This is a genomic window from Granulicella sibirica (genome assembly GCF_004115155.1).
Taxonomy (GTDB): Bacteria; Acidobacteriota; Terriglobia; order Terriglobales; family Acidobacteriaceae; genus Edaphobacter; species Edaphobacter sibiricus.
Genome location: NZ_RDSM01000001.1, coordinates 252,405 through 273,544, shown reverse-complemented (window position 1 = coordinate 273,544; position 21,140 = coordinate 252,405). Strand labels below are relative to the sequence as shown.

The following is a 21,140-nucleotide window of genomic DNA, read 5'->3' as shown; positions in this document are numbered from 1 at the left end:
AGCTACGAGGGTGTATCGTTCATCTCGAAAGTAAGGGTTCCGCCGTTAGCGATATCGCTGTGCTTGATCTTGTATCCGGTAAGCAAGTGGCCGTTGAGGAGCACCCGACGAACGTAGACCTTACCGCCGCCCGCACCCTTCGCCTCGATATGAAAGGTGCGCCCGTTCGGAAGCTTGATGGTCATGTCGTCGAAGCGAGGCGAGCCAATCCAGTATTCCGGCACACCCGGCGTTACCTGGTAGAAGCCGAGCGCACTCAGCACATACCACGCACTCATCTGTCCCGCATCATCGTTACCCGCAAGTCCTCCAGGGCCATCGCGGTATTCGCTTTCCATCAGCGCACGCACGTGCTGCTGCGTCTTGGACGGCGCATCAGCCGCGTCAAAGAGATAAGCGATGTGATGGCTCGGCTCATTGCCATGATCGTAGTACTTGCCAGCAAAGAGCCCATCCAGTTTTCTAACAAACGCTGCCTTACCACCCTCGAGCGCGATCAGTCCTGGAACATCCTGGGGGACGAAGAACGTGTATTGCCATGGGAGCCCTTCAGTAATCCACGTGTACTTACCGGCGGGATCAAACGGAGTGATCCAGGAACCATCTTCATGGCGGCCACGTGCAAAGCCTGTTTGCGCATCGACGACCTTGCGCCAGGTTTGTCCACGCGCGCGGAACATCGCGGCGTCGCCCTTCTTCCCAAGCGCGTTCGCTAACTCGCCAAGCATCGCATCGTCGTAAGCGTATTCCAGAGTGCGAGAGACCTGCTCGTTCCTGTGGAAGGCATCGCCGATAGGATCTTCGAGCGGAATATAGCCGTATTTTAGGTACGAGTCCAGGCCGCGTCGCCCCTTGCCGTCAATGTATTCTGCTCGATCTTTCGGAAGTTCCGTCGCGGTCTTCCGCATCAGCGCATAGGCCTGCTCCGCATCGAATCCGCGCAGACCCTTCTGGTACGCGTCGACGATGCTGACCGCTGCATGATCACCGACCATCTCGGAGGTATAGCTGCTCCAGGCGGGAAAGATAGGCAGGAATCCCCCCTGGTCGCCTTTAGCGATCAGCGATCGAACCATATCGACATTGCGTGCCGGATCGAGGATCGTAAGCAGTGGCATCTGGGCTCGGAAGATGTCCCACATGGAGAAGTCGTCGTAATACGTGAAGCCGCTTGCCTTCTCGATACGCCCACTGCTCGCGAAGCGTGGATAACTTCCGTCGATGTCACTGTAAGTTCGCGGATGCAGCATCGCATGATAGAGCGACGTGTAGAAGACCGTCTTGGCGGGAATATCGTCCTTGATCTCGATAAGCCCCAGCGTGTGGTTCCACTCCTTCTTCGCGGCAGACTTTACTGCATCCAAGTCCCAGTTGGGAATCTCGGTTGCAAGGTTCTTGCGGGCTTCATCCACGCTCACGAAAGACGTGCCGATCCGAACAACGACATCATCTCCCACGTGAGCTCCCGGGAAGCGGATATAAGCTCCGAAGCCTGGGCGCGTACCCGCCGTAGGCAGGGTCGCCGCTGCCCCGGATGCGCCGCCGGCAGTCGTCGAGACCTTCGCCACCTTGACGACGCCGAGCGGCAATCCGTCTCCAGTCTGGGTGGCTCCTCCTTCACGCGCGTCAGAGCCGACCCATGTACCCGAAGAAGCAAAAGGCTGACTGAACTCGGCGACAAAATAAGAGCTGAATCCAGCCAGCTTGCCGCTGCCCGCGTACTCCCGCCGGACAGGAACCTCGCCGGTCATCTCCTGCTTTGCCTGATCTACCTTCACCCATCCATCGCCGCCACGAGCGTTGTTTTCTAGGACCAGCCATGCGTCTCCGTCGCGCGTTGCGCTGAAGTGCATCACCCCGGCGCGGGTCGTCCCCGTGATCTCTGCCCGGACACCGGCTTCGCGGAGATCGACCGAATAGGCATACGGAGATGCGTGCTCACTCCCCCGATCGAAGGCAGAAGCGCGGTCGACGGCAGATGTCTTCAACGGACCGACCCCCGCGGCGATGGTGATGGTGCCGTAGTCCGGAGCGCAACTTCCGCTGAGAAAGTGCGAAGCGCGAAAACCTTGGATCTTCGGGTCAGTGAAGTAGTAAGGAGCGACGCACTTCGTCTCCCCTGCACGTGTCTGCGGAGTCCATTGGGTCATGGCGAAAGGAACGCCCGTGGCCGGATAGGTCTGCCCCTCGTCCTGCGTACCCACGAGCGGATGCACGAAATCGGCAGGAGCCACTTGAGCGAAAATCTTGATCGGCAGCATGCTTGACAGCACAAGGCAACGAAACACAGAAACGAGACTCATGGACAGCTCCTACAGGGTTTTGTCGGGTCAGCTGCGGCGTTTGCGCAGAACCCAGGTTGTCATGCAGCGATAGTCCTGCACAATCGTAGTTTTTAGAGGGTCTACCAGGACAGCGTTTAGCTCTTCGGTGAAAGCGAGGAGCATGGATTCGTCGACGAGGAACCACTCGGAGTTATCGGCGATTAAGTAGATGTTCTCGCGGATCTCCTTGAAGTTCATACCGATTCTGGAGCCCAGGCGGCAGAAAAGGAGTCCGCCGGGCCTTAGGACGCGCCAGAGCTCTGCCAGCATGGCGCGGAAGTGATGCATATCCCGGGCGAAGTGAAGAACGGAGTTGCAGAGCACAGCATCAAAATGCGCTTCGGGGAAGGGAAGCCGTTCGATGGGTGCTACCCGGAAATTTGAGGCGGGGAGGCCTGTTTCGAGAGAATCAGCAAGGTTTTTTACATGTTCCACGCCGTTTTGGTCGGCGTCGATGGCAAAGACTTCAGCTCCTTCCCTGAGGAGGTAAACGAGATTGCGACCGTAGCCGCAGCCTGCGTCCAGAATGCGCATGTCGGGGCTGAGATTTTCACGGAGAATCTGATCGAAGACGTAGATGTCGATCTGCCCGAACTGTTCCTGAACGTTCATTGCCATCACTCAGTGTATCAGCGGCTGCTTGACAAACGACCACCCCCGCAGACCCCCTTCGCCAGTCGCCAACGCAAAAAGTGTACGCAAAAACGCAAACAGCCAACAAAGACGCACCTCTCACCACGTTGACAACGCGCCCGCTAACCACGTTTACCGTACATTGGCCCACGTTTACACCACCCATTTCGTCGTCTTTTTGCTAGGGGCGGCGCTCTGGGAAGGGCGTCACGGCAGGGCCGCAATGGCCCCGGTCGTCACAGGCGCGGACGCCAAAGATGACGTTGTCCTTCGAGATCGGGAGGGTGGCGGAATGACTTTCAGAAGAATCTCCGAACTTCGAAGCGTCCGCCGAGAACTGCCAGTCGGAGACCGCGGTTTCACGCCAGACGATCTCGTATTTCACCGCTTCAGATGCTGCTGTTGGGGCGTCCCACCTGAGGGTGGTGTTGTTGTCGAGGTTGGTCGTCACGACCCTGACCTTCTCGGGAACACCAGGCGAAGAGGCTAGGGTGCCAAGGGTAGCGATGTTCAGGCGCGCCACCTGGGCGATGTACTGCCAGTCGTCAAACTTCAGGAGGTCGCCGTACTCGACCCCGTTCTCGACGCGGATATGCTGATGCTGGTGATTGTAGTTCTCGCGCCACTCGGTGAAGCGCACGGACGCAAACCCGAGATCACTGAAGGACTTGTGATCGCCCCCACGCAAGTAGCGGTCAAGACGAAGCTCCATGACGGGACGGAACGATTTTGGCGTTGCAAAGTAGCTGCGGCTCACGTCGAGAATCGCGCGGGCCAACTCGCGGGAAGGCGTATCGTTCTCGATGCCGAGGGATAGCATCTGGCGAATGGTCTCCACCGGGGCACTTGGGAGGATGCCTTGGGAGAAGACGCGGATGAGGGATTTGTTCTGGAGGGTGTCGCCCGGTGTGGTATCGCCACCGACGATATCGTTGTTGAGGATGCCTTCGACCTGCCATCCCTCGTCTTTAGCGAGTTGCGCTAGATGACGGCTCCCGTTGAGGCCTTGCTCTTCTCCGGCCACCGCAGCGAAGACGATAGTAGCGGGGAATTTCAACTGGCTGAGGACGCGGGCGGACTCGAGGGAGACTGCGGTTCCACTGGAATCGTCGTTGGCTCCGGGGGCGGGGTCATGTGTGTTCATGACGTCAGTTTCCCGCGTGTCATAGTGGCCGGTGACGAGGTAGATGCGCTTAGAGGCTTTCGAATCGGTCCCCCTAAGGATGGCGTAGATGTTCCGGATGAGAGTCGGTCTGACGATGCGGGGATTGCTTCCGTTGAAAGCCGCTTCGGGGCTCTGGGAAAATTCATCGACCTTGACTTCGAGACACCCGCCACAAGCTTCGCTGTACGTCTCCAATTGCTTCTTGATCCAGTCCGAGGCAGCCAGGATACCTGTGCCCGGTGGAAGGTTGGCGTCCGCGCTTGAAATGGTGCTGCGATTGTTGAACTTCACAAGGACTTCGACGTTCGCACGGATTTTTTCGGGGGAGACTTGGCTCAAAGCACTCTGGATCCTCGACTCTACGGGCTGGGTCCTGATAGGGCCCCCTGCCGCCAAATAATCCCGGGTCTCCTGAGCTGTGATTTGGGTAGCGGCCAGGCTCAGGGTGAGGACAGTTAGGAGTCGGGTTCGCATGGTAGGCCTTTCGGGTAGAGGAATATGGAGCGCGTGCGGATCTATGGCCTCACTCTAGCCCGGGGACGGTGAGGTGAGAAACTGCAAAGGTGCAACTGGAGATGGGCTTGCGCACGTTCTGCTAGTGTGGCTCAGATTACGGGGACCTAGCTGCAAGTAACGGCTTCATCATGGCCGGATAAGACAGTAGGTTATCTCGTTGATAAGCACTGCGAGATCGTCAGACTCGTGACTCTCCTGCGGTGGGCACGCCGAGTTCCATTTTCTTGTCATTGAGATCGCGCTGTGGACACCAAATCGGTCCCTGTTCTGGTAGACTTGGTCTTGTCGTTGCGCAAACCTTCGTGGTGTCCAGTTATCGTCCAAACAGACGGAAATTGGGTCCAGAGGAGCGACAGACTTGGGAATAGCGAACGCTTGATTTTGTTTGACATATTCTCAAGCGGCAGAGAAGTTTTGGGGACGTAGCTCAGTTGGTTAGAGCGCTGCCCTGTCACGGCAGAGGTCGCGGGTTCGAGCCCCGTCGTCCCCGCCATACATTCTAAATGGCTTCTGGGATGTATGGGACCTAAGTGACAATCAAATCCGGGCGCAATATAAGCACAGTGAGCTTCTTAGGAAGCGCCTTGAGCCATCTAGGTGGAGCCGTTTGTATTTGGATTCGGCACCCTCATCTGAACAGGCTTACCCTGAGTTGCTCGCTTTTCCGAGTTCAGGGGCTGCGTATAAGCATCGAGCGTGATCCTGCTGCTGGCGCGTTCTAAGAGTTCCCGTCCCGTCTTCACATCTTCCCCGTTTGCCTTCAGGAACGTGCCGAAAGGATGGCGGAGTGTGTGCCAATCGATGTTCTTTGGATGCGGTAGGGCGGTTTGCCCTTCATGCGCGGACTGACAAAGACCCAAGCACCTTGCATTGGATACGCGCAGATCTTTCGTCAACGAAGCAGCTTGTCCGCCCTAATGCGTTCATCGGAACCGGCTTTGCAGATTCTTCCGCCTTACAGAAGCCCAGCACTTGGTACCAGATGGATTCGGTGACGCGAATCCCAAAATTCTCAAAGTCAATCTCGTATGAGCGCAGAGCCGGGAGTCACCGACTCGCCGCAGCTTTCCGACATAAATTCCACGCACAACGTCTTCTTGAGCAGTTTCTGTAGCGTCTTCGGATGGCACTTCGCGTTTTATGCTGGCTCGTCGCAATGGAGCAGCCGTTCAGGGATGAGTGCCATGGTAGCGACCGGTGGTTTCTTCGGTACGTTTCTCTGATGATCGTTGTGGTTCAAATTTGAAGGGATTGGGCAAATCTGATTCAAGGATGCCAACACTGCCTAAAGTTTAACTTATAGCAACGTGCAACGCTAGCACTAGGAACCTAGTTATCTTCAGGAGTGGTTAGACGTTAGAGGGCGCCTGATAGCCGATATGGGATATCAAAGAACGGTTAGTTATCCACGCCCCGACGATTGCGGTAGGTGGGCCTGTATAGAGGCTGGCCCAAACGACCTTCGGATAATCCGATATTCGATGCTGCCCCGCGTCATCTGATTCGTTTGTCTCGGGGTGGGGGATCTTTGAACGGGGCGCGGGGGAATGCCACATTTCCGCAAAAAATGCCTTCCGGATGAGGTAGCAGAACCGCTAGTTAGATGCGAGTGTCTTTTTTTTGGCGTCCCCGACGGGATTCGAACCCGTGTTACCGCCGTGAAAGGGCGGTGTCCTAGGCCACTGGACGACGGGGACGCACATAGACCAGCGCGGGCGCGCCATGATCCATAGTTGAGGCTACCAACTTCAACCCGCGCTGTCAAAGAGATCACCCACGCGAAACGTCGCCTGAAAACCACAGGATCGGTAGGATGGAACGGGGTGTTCGATGACGCAAGAAGATTCCCGGGCGGGACGATTTATCTACCTGGACGCACTCACGACGGCCTTTGTCGTCATTCTCCTGGTCTCGAATCTGGTCGCGCAAAAGGTCTGCCAGATCGGCCCGTTCGTCACCTCGGGTGCCATCCTCCTGTTTCCCATCACCTACATCTTCGGCGACGTCTTCACCGAGGTCTACGGGTTCGCCGCTTCACGCCGCGCCATCTGGCTTGGGTTTTTTGGGACCGCGCTCCTGTATGCGATCAGCGCCGCCACCATCGCTCTCCCCGCTGCTCCGGGCTGGCCGAACCAGGAGGCCTTCAAGACCGTCTTCGGCTTCATCCCGCGCATTCTCGCGGCATCGCTGATCGCCTTCTGGGCAGGTGAATTTGCGAACTCCTACACGATGGCGCGGATGAAGCTGTTCACTGAAGGGCGCATGCTCTGGACGCGGACGATCGGTTCAACCGTCGTAGGGCAAGCCGTCGACACAACCATCGTTATTACCCTGACCTTCGCAGGGGTCATCGGCTGGAAGACGCTTGCCGTCATGATCATCCAGGGCTATCTCGCCAAGGTCGCGTATGAAGCGCTGGCCACGCCGATTACCTATGCGGTCATCGCGTGGCTCAAGCACGCCGAGCATGTTGACACCTTCGACCGCAACGAGAGCTTCAATCCCTTCCGCTTCATCGCTTAAGAGAAAATCCGGACCGCGGCGAGCACGGATCCGGAAGTCTTTTACGAAATGAAGTCGCTTTAGTCGAGTGCGTAGATCGCGAGTCCGGTCAGAAGCTTTGGATAAAAGTCCGTCGACTTCTGCGGCATCACCTCGAGAGCCAGCGAGATATCGCGAAGCTGCGTCAGCGTCACCGGCTTGATGAGAAAGGCGATATCCGCTTCACCCTTTTCGACCTGGGCAACCGCTTCGTCGGCCTCGCGCAGATAGCGGATATTCTCAAGCCGCGCGATCGACTCGTGCGTGAGGTTGAGCAAGTGCTCGAGCACGATCCGGTGAAGCTGAACGACATCGAGCTGAGCCTGCCGTGGCGACATGTCGCTGAGCGCGCGCTTCATCGCTTCGGGCTTCGCCACGAGCAGATCCTGCGCGCCACGCGTGACGGCAAGGAACGCCGTGCCCTGTGCGCTGGTCAACTTCGCGAGACCATGGTCCGTAACCGGTGTGATCGTGAAGAACTCTTCCGCCTTGGCCAGGAACGCCTGCCGGTCGAAATCTTTCAACCCGAAGACCACGCGATGCGTCGGCAGGATAGTGATCCCCGGCGCTTCCATGTTGACAAAGGTCATCATCATCGCAGCCTCGGGATACGGAGGTGTGGGAAGCGGCTGCGCCGATTCGTCCGCTCGCCCGCTTGGGCTCTCCTCGTCCTCGGCAGCTTCCTGGGCCTTCAAGAGGCCCGGCTCCACACCAAGCTCGGCGGCGCGCTCCTTCGAATACGTGACGCTCGTCTCGTAGCGATGATGCCCATCCGCGATGATGAGCTTTTTATCCGCCATCGCCGTCAGAATCAGGTTGATCAGCGTCGGATCGGTAAGCTTCCACACCCGATGCACGACGCCGTACTCATCCGTGATCGCGAGGTCCGGCGCATTCCCGCCGCTCTTGCCCTCACCGAAGATCAGCTTCTCCGCCGTGAATGCCGGGTCGGAGTAGAGCATGTAGATCTGCTCGCAATACGCGCGCGTCGCCTTGAAGAGCGCGAGCCGATCGGACTTGTGCTTTGGAAACGTCTGCTCGTGGCGATAGACCACGTGGTCCGCATAGTCATAAAGGTGGCCGAGCGCGATGAACCCGCGCCGCTCGCGTACTTCGTCAGTATGGGGAACAGTGTAGGTCTGCGAGTAGCCGTAGAGCGCGGGCTCCGACTCCTCCTTCAGAATCTTATCCTCGCGCAGTGTCGTCAGCGTCTCGGCGGCGCGCGAGTAGACGTTGGTCGTCTCGTTATCGCCCGCCTCATGCTTGCCGAGGATCACCCGGATCAGGTTGTAGGGGCTAGCGTCGTAGTAGCGCTGCTGCATCTCGGGGGTGATCTTGTCGTACGGCTGCGTCACGACATCTTCAAGGTTGACGCGGGATGGGTCATAGCGGAATGCGCGAAAAGGGTAGATGCGGGCCATCCCACGATTGTAAAGGCGTGGAGGTTACGCCTCGATCAAACACTGCCCCTGGAGTAAGTGTCCGGAAACGGACAGCCGCATTCACGAGCGGACGGAACCAAATTGCCATGGCGCTCGTAAGTCGTTCCATACAAGCAAGAAACTTTGGCGTTTCAAGTGCATTAGTCAGGACCGAGATGGACATTTCAAGACCAGATATCAAGCGCACGAAGCAGCGGCGGCAGTTTATGATCGGCGGCATCGCGGTTCTCGTCCTCGCCGCGGCGGGATACTTCGTGGTGCGCCTCAAACCCGCCGCACCGTCAGTCGACCGGAGCACCGTCTGGACCGACACGGTCAAGCACGGACCCCTGCTCCGGCAGGTTCGCGGACCCGGCACCCTCGTCCCACGCGAGGATAAGATTCGTTTGATCCCGGCGCAGACGGCGGCCACGGTCGTCCGCATCCTGGTGCTCCCGGGTGCGAAGGTCGAGCCGCAGACCGAGATCATGGAGCTTGTCGACCCTGAGGTGGCGCAGCAGCTTCTCGACGCCCAGCTCCAACTCAAGGCCGCGCAGGTCGACTACCAGAACATCCGCGCCAAGCTCCAGAGCGACCTCATGACCCAGAAGGCCGGAGCCGCAACAGTCGGGGCCGACTACAAGCAGGCCCAGCTTCAGGCCCAGACAGACAAGAGCCTCTTCGATCTCGGCGTCATCAGCGGCCTCACCTACAGCGCCTCCAAGGGCAAGGCCGACGAGCTCACCACCCGCAATCATCTCGAAGACGAGCGGCTCACCCTGAACGACAAAGCTATCGCGACCCAGCTCGCGGTCCAGCAGACCAAGGTCGAGCAGGCGCAGGCTATGCTCGGACTCAAGCAGAAGGACGCGGCCGGGCTTACCGTTCGCGCCGGCATCTCGGGCGTTCTCGTCGATCTCCCGCACCAAGTCGGCGAACACGTCGATCCCGGCACCACCCTCGCCAAGGTCGTGCAGCCCGACCAGTTGAAGGCCAGCCTCAAGATCGCCGAGACCCAGGCGCGCGACATCCAGATCGGCCAGCCCGCCGAGGTCGACACCCACAACGGCGTCATCGACGGCAAGGTGATGCGAATCGATCCCGCCGTAGTGAACGGAACGGTCACGGTTGACGTAGAGCTTGCAGGCGCTCTTCCGCAGGGCGCTCGCCCCGACCTCAGCGTCGACGGCACCATCGACCTCGAACGCATGGGCGACGTCCTCTACGTCGGCCGCCCCGCCTTCGGCAACGAGAACAGCACCATCAACCTCTTCAAGCTGAGCCCCGACGGCAAGGCAGCCGTTCGTGTCCCGGTCAAGGTCGGTCGCGCCTCCGTCAACAGCCTCCAGATCCTTGAGGGCCTGACCGACGGCGACACCGTCATCCTCTCGGATATGTCGCGCTGGGATGGCACGGATCGCATACGTCTCGATTAGCAGGAACCAGTTTTGAACCACTGACCACGCCGAAGGCGCGGCAGACTCTAAGGCGAGTGAGGCAAGAGCATGACGGACACAGCGATTATCGCGATTGAGCGCATGACCAAGGTCTTTTACACCGATGAGATCGAGACGCACGCCCTCTCGGGCATTCATCTCGAGATCAACCGCGGCGAGTACGTCGCCATGTCCGGCCCGTCGGGCTGCGGCAAGTCGACCCTCCTGTCCATCATCGGCCTGCTCGATACGCCAACCGACGGCACCTACATCCTGAACGGCAAGCAGGTGGCGAACCTCAACTTCGCCGACCGCTCGCGCATCCGCAACCAGGAGATCGGCTTCATCTTCCAGAGCTTCAACCTCATCGGCGACCTCACCGTGGCCGAGAACGTCGAGCTCCCCCTCACCTACCGCCCCGGCATGCCGGCCGCCGAGCGCAAGCGCCGCGTGCAGGAGTCGCTCGAGCGCGTCAACATGGCGCACCGCATGCGCCACTATCCCGCCCAGCTCTCCGGCGGTCAGCAGCAGCGCGTCGCCGTTGCCCGTGCGCTCGCCGGTTCGCCGTCCATTCTGCTGGCTGATGAACCGACCGGAAACCTCGATTCGAAGAACGGCGAGGCCGTCATGTCGCTCCTGCAGGAGCTTCACCAGGAAGGCGCCACCATCTGCATGGTGACCCATGATCCCCGCTTCGCCGCGCACGCCGAGCGCCAGGTCCACCTCTTCGATGGCAAGGTCGTCGCCGAGGGTGAGATGACCCAGCTCCTCGCCGAAGCCCAGAGAAGCTAACTCACCACAGGAAGGAGGAACGCGAATGAACCAGATCATGCGGGACGTACGCTATTCGCTGCGCCAGCTCGCCAAGGCGCCAGGGTTCACCATCACCGCAGTTCTGACGCTCGCACTCGGCATCGGCGCGAACGCGGCTATCTTCACGCTGGTTCATGCGGTCCTCCTTCGTCAGCTCCCCGTCACCGATCCCTCGCGCCTCGTCCGCGTCGGAGACAGGGACGATTGCTGCGTCAACGGCGGCTTCCCGGACGAGAACAAGTACTCCCTCTTCGCCTACGACATGTACGTCCATCTCCGCGACCACACGCCTGAGTTCGAGCAGCTTGCCGCCATGCAGTCCGGTATCGGCGACGGCTCCGTCACGGCGCGTCGCAGCTCCGGCGAGGGAAGCTCAGCGGCAATAGCCAGCCGTGGCGAGTACGTCTCCGGAAACTACTTCCTCACCTTTGGGCTCGCGCCCGCGGCTGGCCGGCTCATGATCCCGTCTGACGACGCACCCGCAGCCCCGCTCGTCGCGGTCATGGGCTACAACACGTGGCAGCGCGACTACAACCTCGACCCATCCATCGTCGGCAGCACCTTCGTCATCAACGCGCATCCCTTCACCATCGTCGGCGTCGCGCCGCAGGGCTTCTTCGGCGACCGCCTCGCCGATGCCACCGACTACTTCCTCCCGTTCTCCGCGGAGCCGGTCCTCGCCCCGAGCAGCATCCTCCACAATCATCCCGCGAACTGGGTTTACCTTCTCGGCAGAACGAAGGAGGGAACTCAGCTTGGACCTCTACAGGAGAAGATGAGTGGCGAGATTCGTGATTGGCTCAATGCCAACGTCGAAATGTACAAGAAGACGGAGTACGGCAAGCAGCAGCTTGGTAAAACGCACACGGTCCTGACACCCGGTGGCACAGGCATCGCAAATATGGCCCAGGAGTTCTCCTCCGGCCTTCATCTCCTTACCGGCATCGCGGCTCTCGTTCTCCTGATCGCCTGCGCGAACATCGCAAATCTTGTGCTGGTTCGTGGCCTCGCCCGCCGTTCCGAAACATCCATCCGCATGGCGCTCGGAGCATCGCGCTCCACGCTCATCCGCCAGACGCTTACCGAAAGCATCGTGCTCGCACTCATCGGTGGCGCTGCTGGAATCGGTGTCGCCTATGCGGGCGTACACGCCCTGCTCACCCTCGCCTTCAGCAACGATAAGAACCTGCCGATCCACGCCGCGCCGTCTATCCCTGTCCTCGCCTTCGCCTTCGGCATCTCTCTGCTCACGGGCATAATCTTCGGCCTCGCGCCCGCGTGGATCACCTCGCATGGCGAACCCGCCGAAGCCCTCCGTGGATCAGGCCGCTCGACCAAAGACGGCTCCTCGCTGGTGCAGCGTTCACTCGTCATCCTCCAGGCTGCGCTCTCGCTCGTCCTCCTCGTTGGAGCCGGGCTGCTTACCCGGAGCCTGAACCGCCTCGAGCATCAGAACTTCGGTATCGACACCCAACACCGCGTCGTCATCCACCTCTCGCCCGAGAACGCCGGCTACAAGCTCGAACAGCTTCACGGGCTCTACGCCGACCTCGAGCAAAAATTCCACGCGCTTCCGGGTGTAGAGAACGTCGGTCTCAGTCTTTACACGCCGCTCGAAGGGAACAACTGGGGCGAGGGCATCAACATCGCTGGCAGGCCCGAACCGGGCCCGAACGAGAACAGTGGGGCCTCCTGGAACCGCGCGAACCCGGAGTACTTCGAGGCAATCGGACAGAAGCTGGTTCGCGGCCGCTCCTTTACCGATCAAGACACAGAGACCTCGCGTGGCGTTGCCGTAGTCAACCAGGCGTTCGTAAAGAAGTTCTTCCCTAAGGGCGAAGATCCCATCGGCCAGCACTTCGGCTCGGATGGCCCGAAGAGCACAATGGATAACGAGATCGTCGGCGTGATGTCGGATGTCGTCTACAACAATCCGAAGGAGCCGATCCGCGCCATGTACATGCGTCCCCTGCTGCAACGGGGTGCCAGCGGCGCCGCCAAGCCAGACTATGAGATTCGCACGGTGTACATCGGCGCCATCGTTCTGCAATTCAAAGGCTCGGACGCGGGCTTCGAATCGAGGGTGCGCCAGACCCTCTCGAGCATCAATCCGAACCTCACGCTCGTGCATTACGAGAGCTTCGGCGAGCAGGTTGGCAATCAGTTCAGCCAGGAGCGGATGATCGCGCGCCTGACCCTTCTCTTCGGCCTGCTTGCGCTTGTTCTCGCAGCCGTCGGCCTCTACGGCGTCACGTCCTACACGGTCGCTCGCCGCACCCCCGAGATCGGCATTCGCATGGCCCTTGGAGCCGCTCGCGGAAGCGTCGTCGCCATGGTCCTTCGAGACGCTCTGCTGCAGGCTGGTATCGGCCTCGCGATCGGCATCCCCGTCGCGCTCGTCTGTGTCCGCTTCGTCAAGGCGCAGCTCTACCAGGCCACCGGAACGGACTATACCGTGCTGGCTGGCGCAACCCTCGCGCTTGCCCTGGCGGCCACCGTCGCCGGCCTCGTTCCCGCTCGCCGCGCTGCATCGACAGACCCGGTCAAAGCCCTGCGATCTGAATAGGAGTTTCATCATGAGCGGATACATGCAGGACGTTCGTTACGCGCTCCGCCAGATGCTGCGCGCCCCGGGCTTCACCTTCACGGCGATCATCACCCTCGCTCTCGGCATCGGCGCGAATACCGCGATCTTCACCGTCTTCAACCAGGTCCTGCTCCGTCATCTTCCCGTCGAGGCTCCGCAGCAGCTCGAACAAGTCACCTTCGTCGGCTCCGACATGGGACACATGAGCAGCTTCGGCGGCGACGGCACCCTCTACTTCTCGAACGCAATGTACCACGACCTCCGCGATAAGAACACCGTCTTCAGCGGCGTCTTCGCCAACGTCGAGGACAGCGTCGGCGTCTCCTGGAAGAACCAGGCCGAGACCGCCGACGCCGAGATGGTCAGCGGCAACTACTTCCAGGTCCTCGGCGTTCCCGCCTTCGCGGGCCGCACCTTCATCGACGACGATGACAAGGTCAAGGACGGAAGCCCCGTCGCGGTCCTCAGCTACGCCTACTGGCAGGAGCGCTTCGCCTCCGATCGCGGTGTCGTAGGCCAGACGCTCCTCGTCAACGGCCACCCCTTCCAGATCGTCGGCGTCGCCGCCCCGGGCTTCTCGAGCGCCATCGGCGGCTTCAAGCCCAAGCTCTTCGTGCCCATCACGATGGAGTCGCAGGTCAAGCCCGGCCGCGACTATCTCCTCAACCGCCGCGCCCGCTTCCTCAACGTCGTCGGCCGCCTCAAGCCCGGCGTCAGCCCCGCCACCGCGCAGGCCTCGCTCACCGTTCTCTGGAAGGCTCTCCGCGCCGAAGAGTTGAAGGCGATCCCACACGCCTCCCAGCGCTTCAGCGATCGCTTCGTGAATCAGTCGAGCATCATCCTCGTCGACGATGCCAGGGGCTTCTCGCCAACCCGCACCGAGCTCAAGACACCGCTCATGATCCTCATGGGCATGGTTCTCCTGCTCGCGGCCATGACCTGCATCAACCTCATGAGCCTCCTGCTCGTACGCGGAGCCGCTCGCGGCAAGGAGTTCGCCGTCCGTTACGCCCTCGGCGCGGCACGCGGACGCATCATCCGCCAGATGATCGTCGAAGGCGTTCTGCTCGGCCTCATCGGCGGCGCGCTTGGCCTCGCCTTCGCGCCCGCAGCCGCGGAGTTCCTCGTCCGCCGCGTCACCTCTGCCACGGGCGAAGCCGCCTTCTCCACGCGACCCGACGCCTGGGTCCTCGCCTTCAACCTGGTCCTGTCGCTCGGTATCAGCGTCCTCTTCAGCCTCGCGCCAGCCTGGCAGATGATGAAGCCCAACCTCACCGACGGTCTGCGTCAGAAGGCCGCCAGCGGCCTCGGCGCGGCGCAGCGCATCCGTACCATCGCCATCGGTCTCCAGATTGGCCTCAGCGTCCTCCTGCTCAGCGGAGCCGGTCTCTTCGTCCGCACCCTCTACCAGTTGAAGGGTCAGAACCTCGGCATGTCGACCGACCACGTCGTCCTCTTCGCCCTCGACCCCACCATGTCCGGCTACGCCAACAGCGACTCACTCGCCGTTCACGAACGCGTCCAGGCAGCCCTCGCCTCGCTCCCCGGTGTCAAGGCGCTCGGCGGATCCACCGACCCCGTCCTCAGCGGAAGCGAGTCCATCGCCAACATCTCCGTCGAAGGCTACACCCCGCCGCCTGAAGACGATACCGACATGGAGACGCCCCTCATCACCCCCGGCTACTTCGACGCCCTCGGCATCAAGCTCCTCGCAGGCCGCACCTTCAACGAAGCTGACCGCGCCGGAGCCGCCAAGGTCGCGGTCGTCTCCCAAGGCTTCGCGGCAAAGTTCTTCGGCTCGCCGGAGAAAGCCCTCGGTCACCTGCTCAAGCTCGGCGGCGGAGCCGGACCGCTTGACACCCAGATCATCGGCATCGTCGCCGACACCAAGCACTATGGCGTCCGCGACGAGATCAAGCCCGTGATGTATCTCCCCTTCGCCCAGGGAGCACGCCCACGCAACGGCCTCGCCTGGTACGTCCGCACCACGCAGGCTCCCGAGAGCGCGGAGAACATGATCCGCGCGGCGATCCATACCGTCGACCCAAAGCTCGTACCCGACGGCATCAAGACCATGACCCAGCAGATCGACGACAACGTCTCGAACGAGCGCATGATCGCTCTGCTCGCCGCCTGCTTCGCCATCGTCGCTCTCCTCACGACAGCCGTCGGCCTCTACGGCGTCCTCGCCTACGCCACCGCGCAGCGGACTCGCGAGATCGGCATTCGCATGGCTCTCGGCGCACAGCGCTGGTCGGTCGTACGCCTCATCCTCACCGACATGGCACGCGTCGCGGGCATCTCCATCGTCCTCGCGCTTCCCGTCTCGATCGCCCTCTCGCGCCTGATGCGAAGCCAGCTCTTCGAGGTCTCGCCCTTCGACCCGCTCACGCTCACCGCCTGCGTCGTCGTCACCGCGTCCATGGTCCTCGTCGCCTCGGCCGTGCCCGCACGCCGCGCCGCATCCGTCGAGCCGACCCAGGCCTTGCGCACCGAATAGGAGACCGCATGTTTGCTTCGCTTATCCAAGACATCCGCTTCGGCCTCCGCCAGCTTCGCCGCTCCCCCGGCTTCACGCTGACGGTCGTCGGCGTGCTCGCCCTCGGCATCGGCGCGAACGCGGCCATGTTTACCGTGCTCGATGGAACCCTCCTGCGCCGCCTGCCCTATCGCGATCCCAACCAGATCGTCACCCTGCAGACCGTCACCGGCAAGGGCGACGAGCAATCCGTACACATCCTCGACATCGAGCAGTGGCAGCAGCGAAGCAAGACTCTCGAAGGCGTCGCCTACTACGATCAAGCAGACGGTGTCCTCGACGCCGGCCTGGGCGAGCAGGACATCACTAAAACCGCCATCAGCGCCAACCTTCTCCCCTTGCTCGGCACAGCCCCCGCGCTTGGACGTGCCTTCCTTCCGGACGAGCAACTTGAAGGCAAGGGAAGCGTAGCAATCCTCAGCAACGATCTCTGGCGCAACGTCTTCCACGAGTCACCAGACATCATCGGCCGCGCCGTCCGCATCGACGACGCCCCCTTCACCGTCGTAGGCGTCATGCCCGCCCGTTTCGCCCTTCCCGTCGACACAAAGACCCCCCAAATCTGGGTTCCTGCAACCGTCGGAGCCAAACAGAGAGCACGCAGCTACGACGCGGGATGGTTCCGCGCCATCGGAAGAACACGCTCCGGGGTCTCCGAAGCTGCTGCCCAAAGAGAACTCAGCTCGATCCAGGGTGACAACGCCAAGCTCTACACCGACATGGCCCCCGATCTCACCCCATCCGCCGTGAAGCTCATCAGCTATCGCAAGGAGCTCACCGCGAAGCAGCGCCCCGCGCTGCTAGCCCTTCTCGGTGCGGTCGGCATGGTCTGGCTCATCGCCTGCGCCAACGTCGCCAATCTCATGCTCGCTCGCAGCACCGCACGCCGTCGTGAGATGGCTGTCCGTGGCGCTCTCGGCGCAAGCGCATGGCGTCTCGCCCGCCAGATGATGGTCGAAAGCCTCCTACTGAGCCTCAGCGGAACGGCCATCGGCATTGGCCTCGCCTACGCCACGCTCCGCGCCTTCAGCAAGTCCCTTGAAGCCAGCCTCGCCACCCACATCGGCACGCTTCCAGATACGCCGGTCCTCCTCGCTCTTCTGGCCCTCAGCATTCTCAGCGCCCTCGTCTTCGGAGTTGCTCCCGCCCTCTTTGGTGCACGCGTTCCCATCGACCAGACGCTCCGTAGCGGAGGCACACAGGCTGGCACCGGACGCGGCCAGCACCGTGCCCAATCCGCCCTCGTCGTCGCCGAGATCGGCCTCTGCCTCGCCATGCTCGTTGCCTGCGGTCTTCTCCTCCGCACCGTCTTCGCCCTTCGCAACGTTCCCCTCGGCTTTCGGACCGATCACGTCTACGTCCTCACCCCTAAGCTTCCCGCGTACAAATACCGTGGCCTCGACGCGAACACCACCGTCTACAAGCCCCTGCTCGATCGCATCCGTGCCGTCCATGGAGTAGAAGCCGCCACGATCACGACGGTTATGCCCCTCAGCAACGGCTTCCACGTCAACCTCACGCTCAACATGGGTAAGGGCGACAGCACCTCGAAGCCCAAGCCAAGCGTCTCCGCCACCCTCAAAGCCGCCGGCCCCGAGTTGCAAAAAGTTCTTGGCTTCCAGATGGCACAGGGCCGCTTCTTCAACGATCAGGACACACCCGACTCCCAGCACGTCGCCGTCGTCAACGAAGCCTTCGTCAAGAGCTACGTGCCGGATAACGGACCGCTCGAAAACTTCACGGTCGGTGGGAAGGAAAAAGGCAAAGGCTTCAAGATCGTCGGCGTCATCAGGGACTTTCACCAGGCAGGCATCGACACGCCCGCCGTCCCCGAGATCGACGTCTGCGCTCCTCAGATGCGTAAGGGCGACAACTTCTACCAACCCACTCTCTCTGTCCGCGTCCAACTGGCCATCCGCGCCAATCGCGATGCAAGCAGCCTCATCCCCGATCTCGAACGCGTCATGCGCGACGTCAACCCCGACCTCCGCGCCAGTGAAGTCGAGACCATGGATCAGATCGTCGAGGACGCCATGGCCAGCCGGCTTCTCGCGGCTCACCTCCTCGAAGCCCTCGGCTTCCTCGCACTCGGCGTAGCGCTCGCCGGCCTTTACAGCCTCCTCGCCTATCTCGTAACCCTGCGCACACGCGAGTTCGGCCTGCGCATGGCGCTCGGCGCGGCCCGTGGAGACATCCTCTCGCTCGTCATGCGGCAGGCCGGATGGATGGTCGGCGGAGGCATCGCCCTCGGAGTCGCGGTAAGTCTTGCGACAACGCAGCTTCTTAAACATTTTCTCTTCGGCGTCCAGGCTCGCGATATCGCTACGGTCGCTCTCGCTGCAACGCTGATGATCGTCGTTGCCGCCATCGCGGCTTACCTTCCCGCGCGGCGGGCGGCGGGGATTGAACCCATGGATGCTTTGCGCACAGAGTAGGGCACGGAATAGGAAGGCAGAACACATGATTGAGCTAAAAAGTCTCGAACGCAGTTACAAAACCGGCTCCACGGAAAACTGGGTCCTTCGTCGCGTCAACCTGAACATCCGCCAGGGTGAATTTGTAACCTTCATGGGTCCATCCGGAGCAGGGAAGAGTTCGCTCCTCAACGTCATCGCCATGCTCGACGACGGATGGCGCGGCGAGTACTTCCTCGCCGGTGAAGCCGTCCACGCCATGAACCGCAAGCAGCGCGCCGACATCGCCCGCCGCCGCATCGGCATGGTCTTCCAGAGCTACCACCTGCTCGACGACCTCACCGTCGCCGAGAACATCGACCTGCCTCTCTCCTACAAGAACATCGGCAAGTCCGAGCGCCAGGGCCTCGTCGCCGACACCCTCGACCGCTTCAACATCGTCGGCAAGAAAGACCTCTATCCCAACCAGCTCTCCGGCGGCCAGCAGCAGCTTGTCGGCATCGCCCGCGCCGTCATCCACAGGCCCGATCTCCTCCTCGCCGACGAGCCCACCGGCAACCTCCACTCCGCCCAGGCCACCGAGATCATGGAGCTCTTCCGCAAGCTCAACGACGAAGGCACCACCATCATCCAGGTCAGCCACTCGGAGGTGAACGCCGCCTACGGCACACGTACCATCGAGCTTCGCGACGGGTGGATCTTCTCGGATACCGCAGGCGTCACCGAGACCGCGGGGGTGACGGCTTGAACATCCGCAACAAACTCGCACTTGCCCAGATCGCTCTTCTCCTCACCAGCAGCCTCGAAGCCCAGACCTCGTCCAGTTCCCCAGCCCCCGCCCCGCCTGAAGCCCCCGCTCCCCGGGGAGCCCAGAATCAGGCCGTCCAGGGCGTCGCGGAAGCCAACGCGAAGAACGGGACAACGCAGAGCGCTGCGACTGCCGCCAGGCCTGCTCTGCGCCTCGACATTCCGCACTCCTACAACCCGTTCGCGCCCTACCGAGCCTCGCTCGTCGCACCACCGAATCTCGCGAACTCCCCACGCATCGACCAACTCGTTCAGAATGGTGAACTCGTCCTCTCGCTCAAGGACGCCATCGCCCTCTCGCTCGAGAACAATCTCGACCTCGCTATCGCCCGCTACAACATCCCTATCGCTGAGGCCGACATCATCCGCACGCAGGCCGGTGGATCCTTCCGCGGTGTCAACACCGGCATCGTCCAGAACACCCCCGGAGGCGGCGTAGGCGGCTTCGGCTCCAGTTCAAGCGGCGCAGGTGCGGGCGGAACCTCGGGTGGCGCGGGTGGCGCGGGTTCAGGCGCATCCGGCCTCGTGCAGTCGACGCTCGGCACCGGAACCAACGTCAACTCCTACGACCCCGTCATCACCGCCTCGATCAACACCGAGCACGATACCGAGCCGCTCTCGAACACATCCATCTACGGTGTTCAGTCTCTGCAGCTCAACACCATCACCGGCAACTTCGGCTACTCGCAATCATTCGCCACCGGTACGACGCTGCAGGCCATCTTCGACAACAATCGCCAGGCCACCAACAGCCCGTTCAGCATCCTCAATCCAACGCTGAACTCGAACTATCGATTCCTCCTTCAGCAGCAACTGCTCGCAGGCTTTGGCCTCGGTCCAAACCTCCGCTTTCTCCGCATCGCGAAAAACAACCAGAAGATCTCGGACGAAGCCTTCAGACTCCAGGTCATCACTACGATCACCCAGATCGCCGACATGTATTGGGATCTGGTCGCCGCCTACGAGGACAACCAACTGAAAGCCCGCTCCCTCACCTTCGCGCAGGAGACCCTCGACAAGGGACGGAAGCAGCTTGAACTCCAGGCCATTCCGGCCATGGATGTCCTCAAGGATGAAGCTGAAGTCGCCACCCGCGAGCAGGATGTCTCCATCGCCAAGTCCACCCTCCAGTTCCAGGAACTGCTCATCAAGAACGCCCTTACTAAGAACCTGGACGACCCGATCCTCGAAGCCATGCCCGTCCGTCCCACCGACCGCATCGGCCTCGACCAGGGCCAGGCCTCCGGCCCCACCGAAGATCTCATCGCCCGCGCCCTTAGCGACCGCATCGAGCTCAGCGAGTCCGGCATCGATCTTGAAAACCGACGCATCAGCCGCGACGCAGCCCGCAACGCTCTCCTCCCGCAGGTCGCCCTTACCGGTTACTACGCTGGAACCGGACTCGCGGGCGTCCAGAACCCCGCCGCGGGCGTCACCTCCACCTCGCCTGTCGGCTTCGGAGGAGCCCTCCGCACCACCTTCAACAACAGCGCGCCCGACTACTACGTCGGCCTCTCGATGAACATCCCCCTGCGCAACCGCGTCGCCAAGAGCGATCAATACCGCTCCGAGCTCGAAGCCCGCCAGGCCGAGCTGCGCCTCCAGCAGCTTCGCAAGCAGATCCGCATCGAGGTCCGCAACGCTCAGTACGCCCTCACCCAGAGCGAGGCCCGCGTCCTCTCCGCGCGCAAGGCCCGCGATCTCGCCGAGAAGACCTTCAACATCACTACAAAGGAACAGGAACTTGGCGCCGGTTCTCAACTCCAGACCCTTACCGCCCGTCGCGACTTCGACGCCGCCGAGAGTACCCTTGTGGCTGCGATGACCGCATACCAGAAAGCTAAAATCGAACTGGACCGATCCATCGGCACCACGCTCGAACAGAATGCCATCTCCATCGATTCGGCCAGAACAGGTGTGGTCGCCAGTGCAGCAAACTGAAAG

12 protein-coding genes and 2 tRNA genes are annotated in these 21,140 nt (G+C 61.5%); 9 read left to right on the top strand and 5 right to left on the bottom strand.

Annotation, left to right across the window (positions count from 1 at the left end; all coding sequences use genetic code 11):
* Positions 1 to 2: 2 nt before the first annotated feature.
* From GRAN_RS01090 to GRAN_RS01080, 3 genes are all read right to left on the bottom strand, one after another.
* Entirely contained in the window at positions 3 to 2,303 is a 2,301-nt protein-coding gene (locus GRAN_RS01090; RefSeq protein ID WP_128911185.1) for a GH92 family glycosyl hydrolase, read from the bottom strand.
* 27 nt (positions 2,304 to 2,330) lie between these two features.
* Complete coding sequence (locus GRAN_RS01085) at positions 2,331 to 2,942, bottom strand: class I SAM-dependent methyltransferase (protein WP_241654264.1); 612 nt, start codon at positions 2,940 to 2,942, stop codon at positions 2,331 to 2,333.
* Positions 2,943 to 3,138: 196 nt separating this feature from the next.
* On the bottom strand, positions 3,139 to 4,461 hold the full coding sequence (locus GRAN_RS01080; RefSeq protein WP_241654263.1) for a M28 family metallopeptidase: 1,323 nt from the start codon (positions 4,459 to 4,461) through the stop codon (positions 3,139 to 3,141).
* Between the two features lie 593 nt (positions 4,462 to 5,054).
* Between GRAN_RS01080 and GRAN_RS01075 the strand changes: the two genes are divergently transcribed.
* Positions 5,055 to 5,131, top strand: a tRNA-Asp gene (locus tag GRAN_RS01075).
* A 1,128-nt stretch (positions 5,132 to 6,259) separates the two neighbouring features.
* Here GRAN_RS01075 and GRAN_RS01070 read toward each other — a convergent pair.
* Positions 6,260 to 6,335 (bottom strand) — tRNA-Glu (locus tag GRAN_RS01070).
* A 133-nt stretch (positions 6,336 to 6,468) separates the two neighbouring features.
* Here GRAN_RS01070 and GRAN_RS01065 point away from each other — a divergent pair.
* Positions 6,469 to 7,161: a queuosine precursor transporter gene (locus GRAN_RS01065; protein ID WP_128911182.1), complete on the top strand. Its 693-nt coding sequence runs from the start codon at positions 6,469 to 6,471 to the stop codon at positions 7,159 to 7,161.
* Between the two features lie 59 nt (positions 7,162 to 7,220).
* Here GRAN_RS01065 and GRAN_RS01060 read toward each other — a convergent pair whose 3' ends face one another.
* Positions 7,221 to 8,600, bottom strand: a complete 1,380-nt coding sequence (locus GRAN_RS01060) for a DUF1015 domain-containing protein (RefSeq protein ID WP_128911181.1) — start codon at positions 8,598 to 8,600, stop codon at positions 7,221 to 7,223.
* 176 nt (positions 8,601 to 8,776) lie between these two features.
* Here GRAN_RS01060 and GRAN_RS01055 point away from each other — a divergent pair, with 176 nt between their 5' ends.
* The 7 genes from GRAN_RS01055 to GRAN_RS01025 all read left to right on the top strand — a co-directional run bounded on the left by GRAN_RS01055 (position 8,777) and on the right by GRAN_RS01025 (position 21,137).
* Positions 8,777 to 10,036: an efflux RND transporter periplasmic adaptor subunit gene (locus GRAN_RS01055; protein WP_128911180.1), complete on the top strand. Its 1,260-nt coding sequence runs from the start codon at positions 8,777 to 8,779 to the stop codon at positions 10,034 to 10,036.
* Between the two features lie 69 nt (positions 10,037 to 10,105).
* Positions 10,106 to 10,828 (top strand): ABC transporter ATP-binding protein, encoded by a 723-nt coding sequence (locus GRAN_RS01050; RefSeq protein ID WP_128911179.1) that lies wholly within the window; start codon positions 10,106 to 10,108, stop codon positions 10,826 to 10,828.
* 25 nt (positions 10,829 to 10,853) lie between these two features.
* Positions 10,854 to 13,415 (top strand): ABC transporter permease, encoded by a 2,562-nt coding sequence (locus GRAN_RS01045; protein ID WP_241654262.1) that lies wholly within the window; start codon positions 10,854 to 10,856, stop codon positions 13,413 to 13,415.
* A 10-nt stretch (positions 13,416 to 13,425) separates the two neighbouring features.
* Positions 13,426 to 15,936 (top strand): ABC transporter permease, encoded by a 2,511-nt coding sequence (locus GRAN_RS01040; protein WP_241654261.1) that lies wholly within the window; start codon positions 13,426 to 13,428, stop codon positions 15,934 to 15,936.
* Positions 15,937 to 15,944: 8 nt separating this feature from the next.
* The gene (locus GRAN_RS01035; RefSeq protein ID WP_128911178.1) at positions 15,945 to 18,410 is read left to right on the top strand and encodes an ABC transporter permease; all 2,466 of its coding nucleotides are present in this window, start codon (positions 15,945 to 15,947) and stop codon (positions 18,408 to 18,410) included.
* Between the two features lie 25 nt (positions 18,411 to 18,435).
* Positions 18,436 to 19,137 carry an ABC transporter ATP-binding protein gene (locus tag GRAN_RS01030; protein ID WP_128911177.1) on the top strand — a complete coding sequence of 234 codons (702 nt, stop codon included), beginning with the start codon at positions 18,436 to 18,438 and terminating at the stop codon, positions 19,135 to 19,137.
* The gene (locus GRAN_RS01025; protein WP_241654260.1) at positions 19,134 to 21,137 is read left to right on the top strand and encodes a TolC family protein; all 2,004 of its coding nucleotides are present in this window, start codon (positions 19,134 to 19,136) and stop codon (positions 21,135 to 21,137) included. The genes GRAN_RS01030 and GRAN_RS01025 overlap by 4 nt, the downstream gene beginning before the upstream one ends.
* Positions 21,138 to 21,140 lie beyond the last annotated feature (3 nt).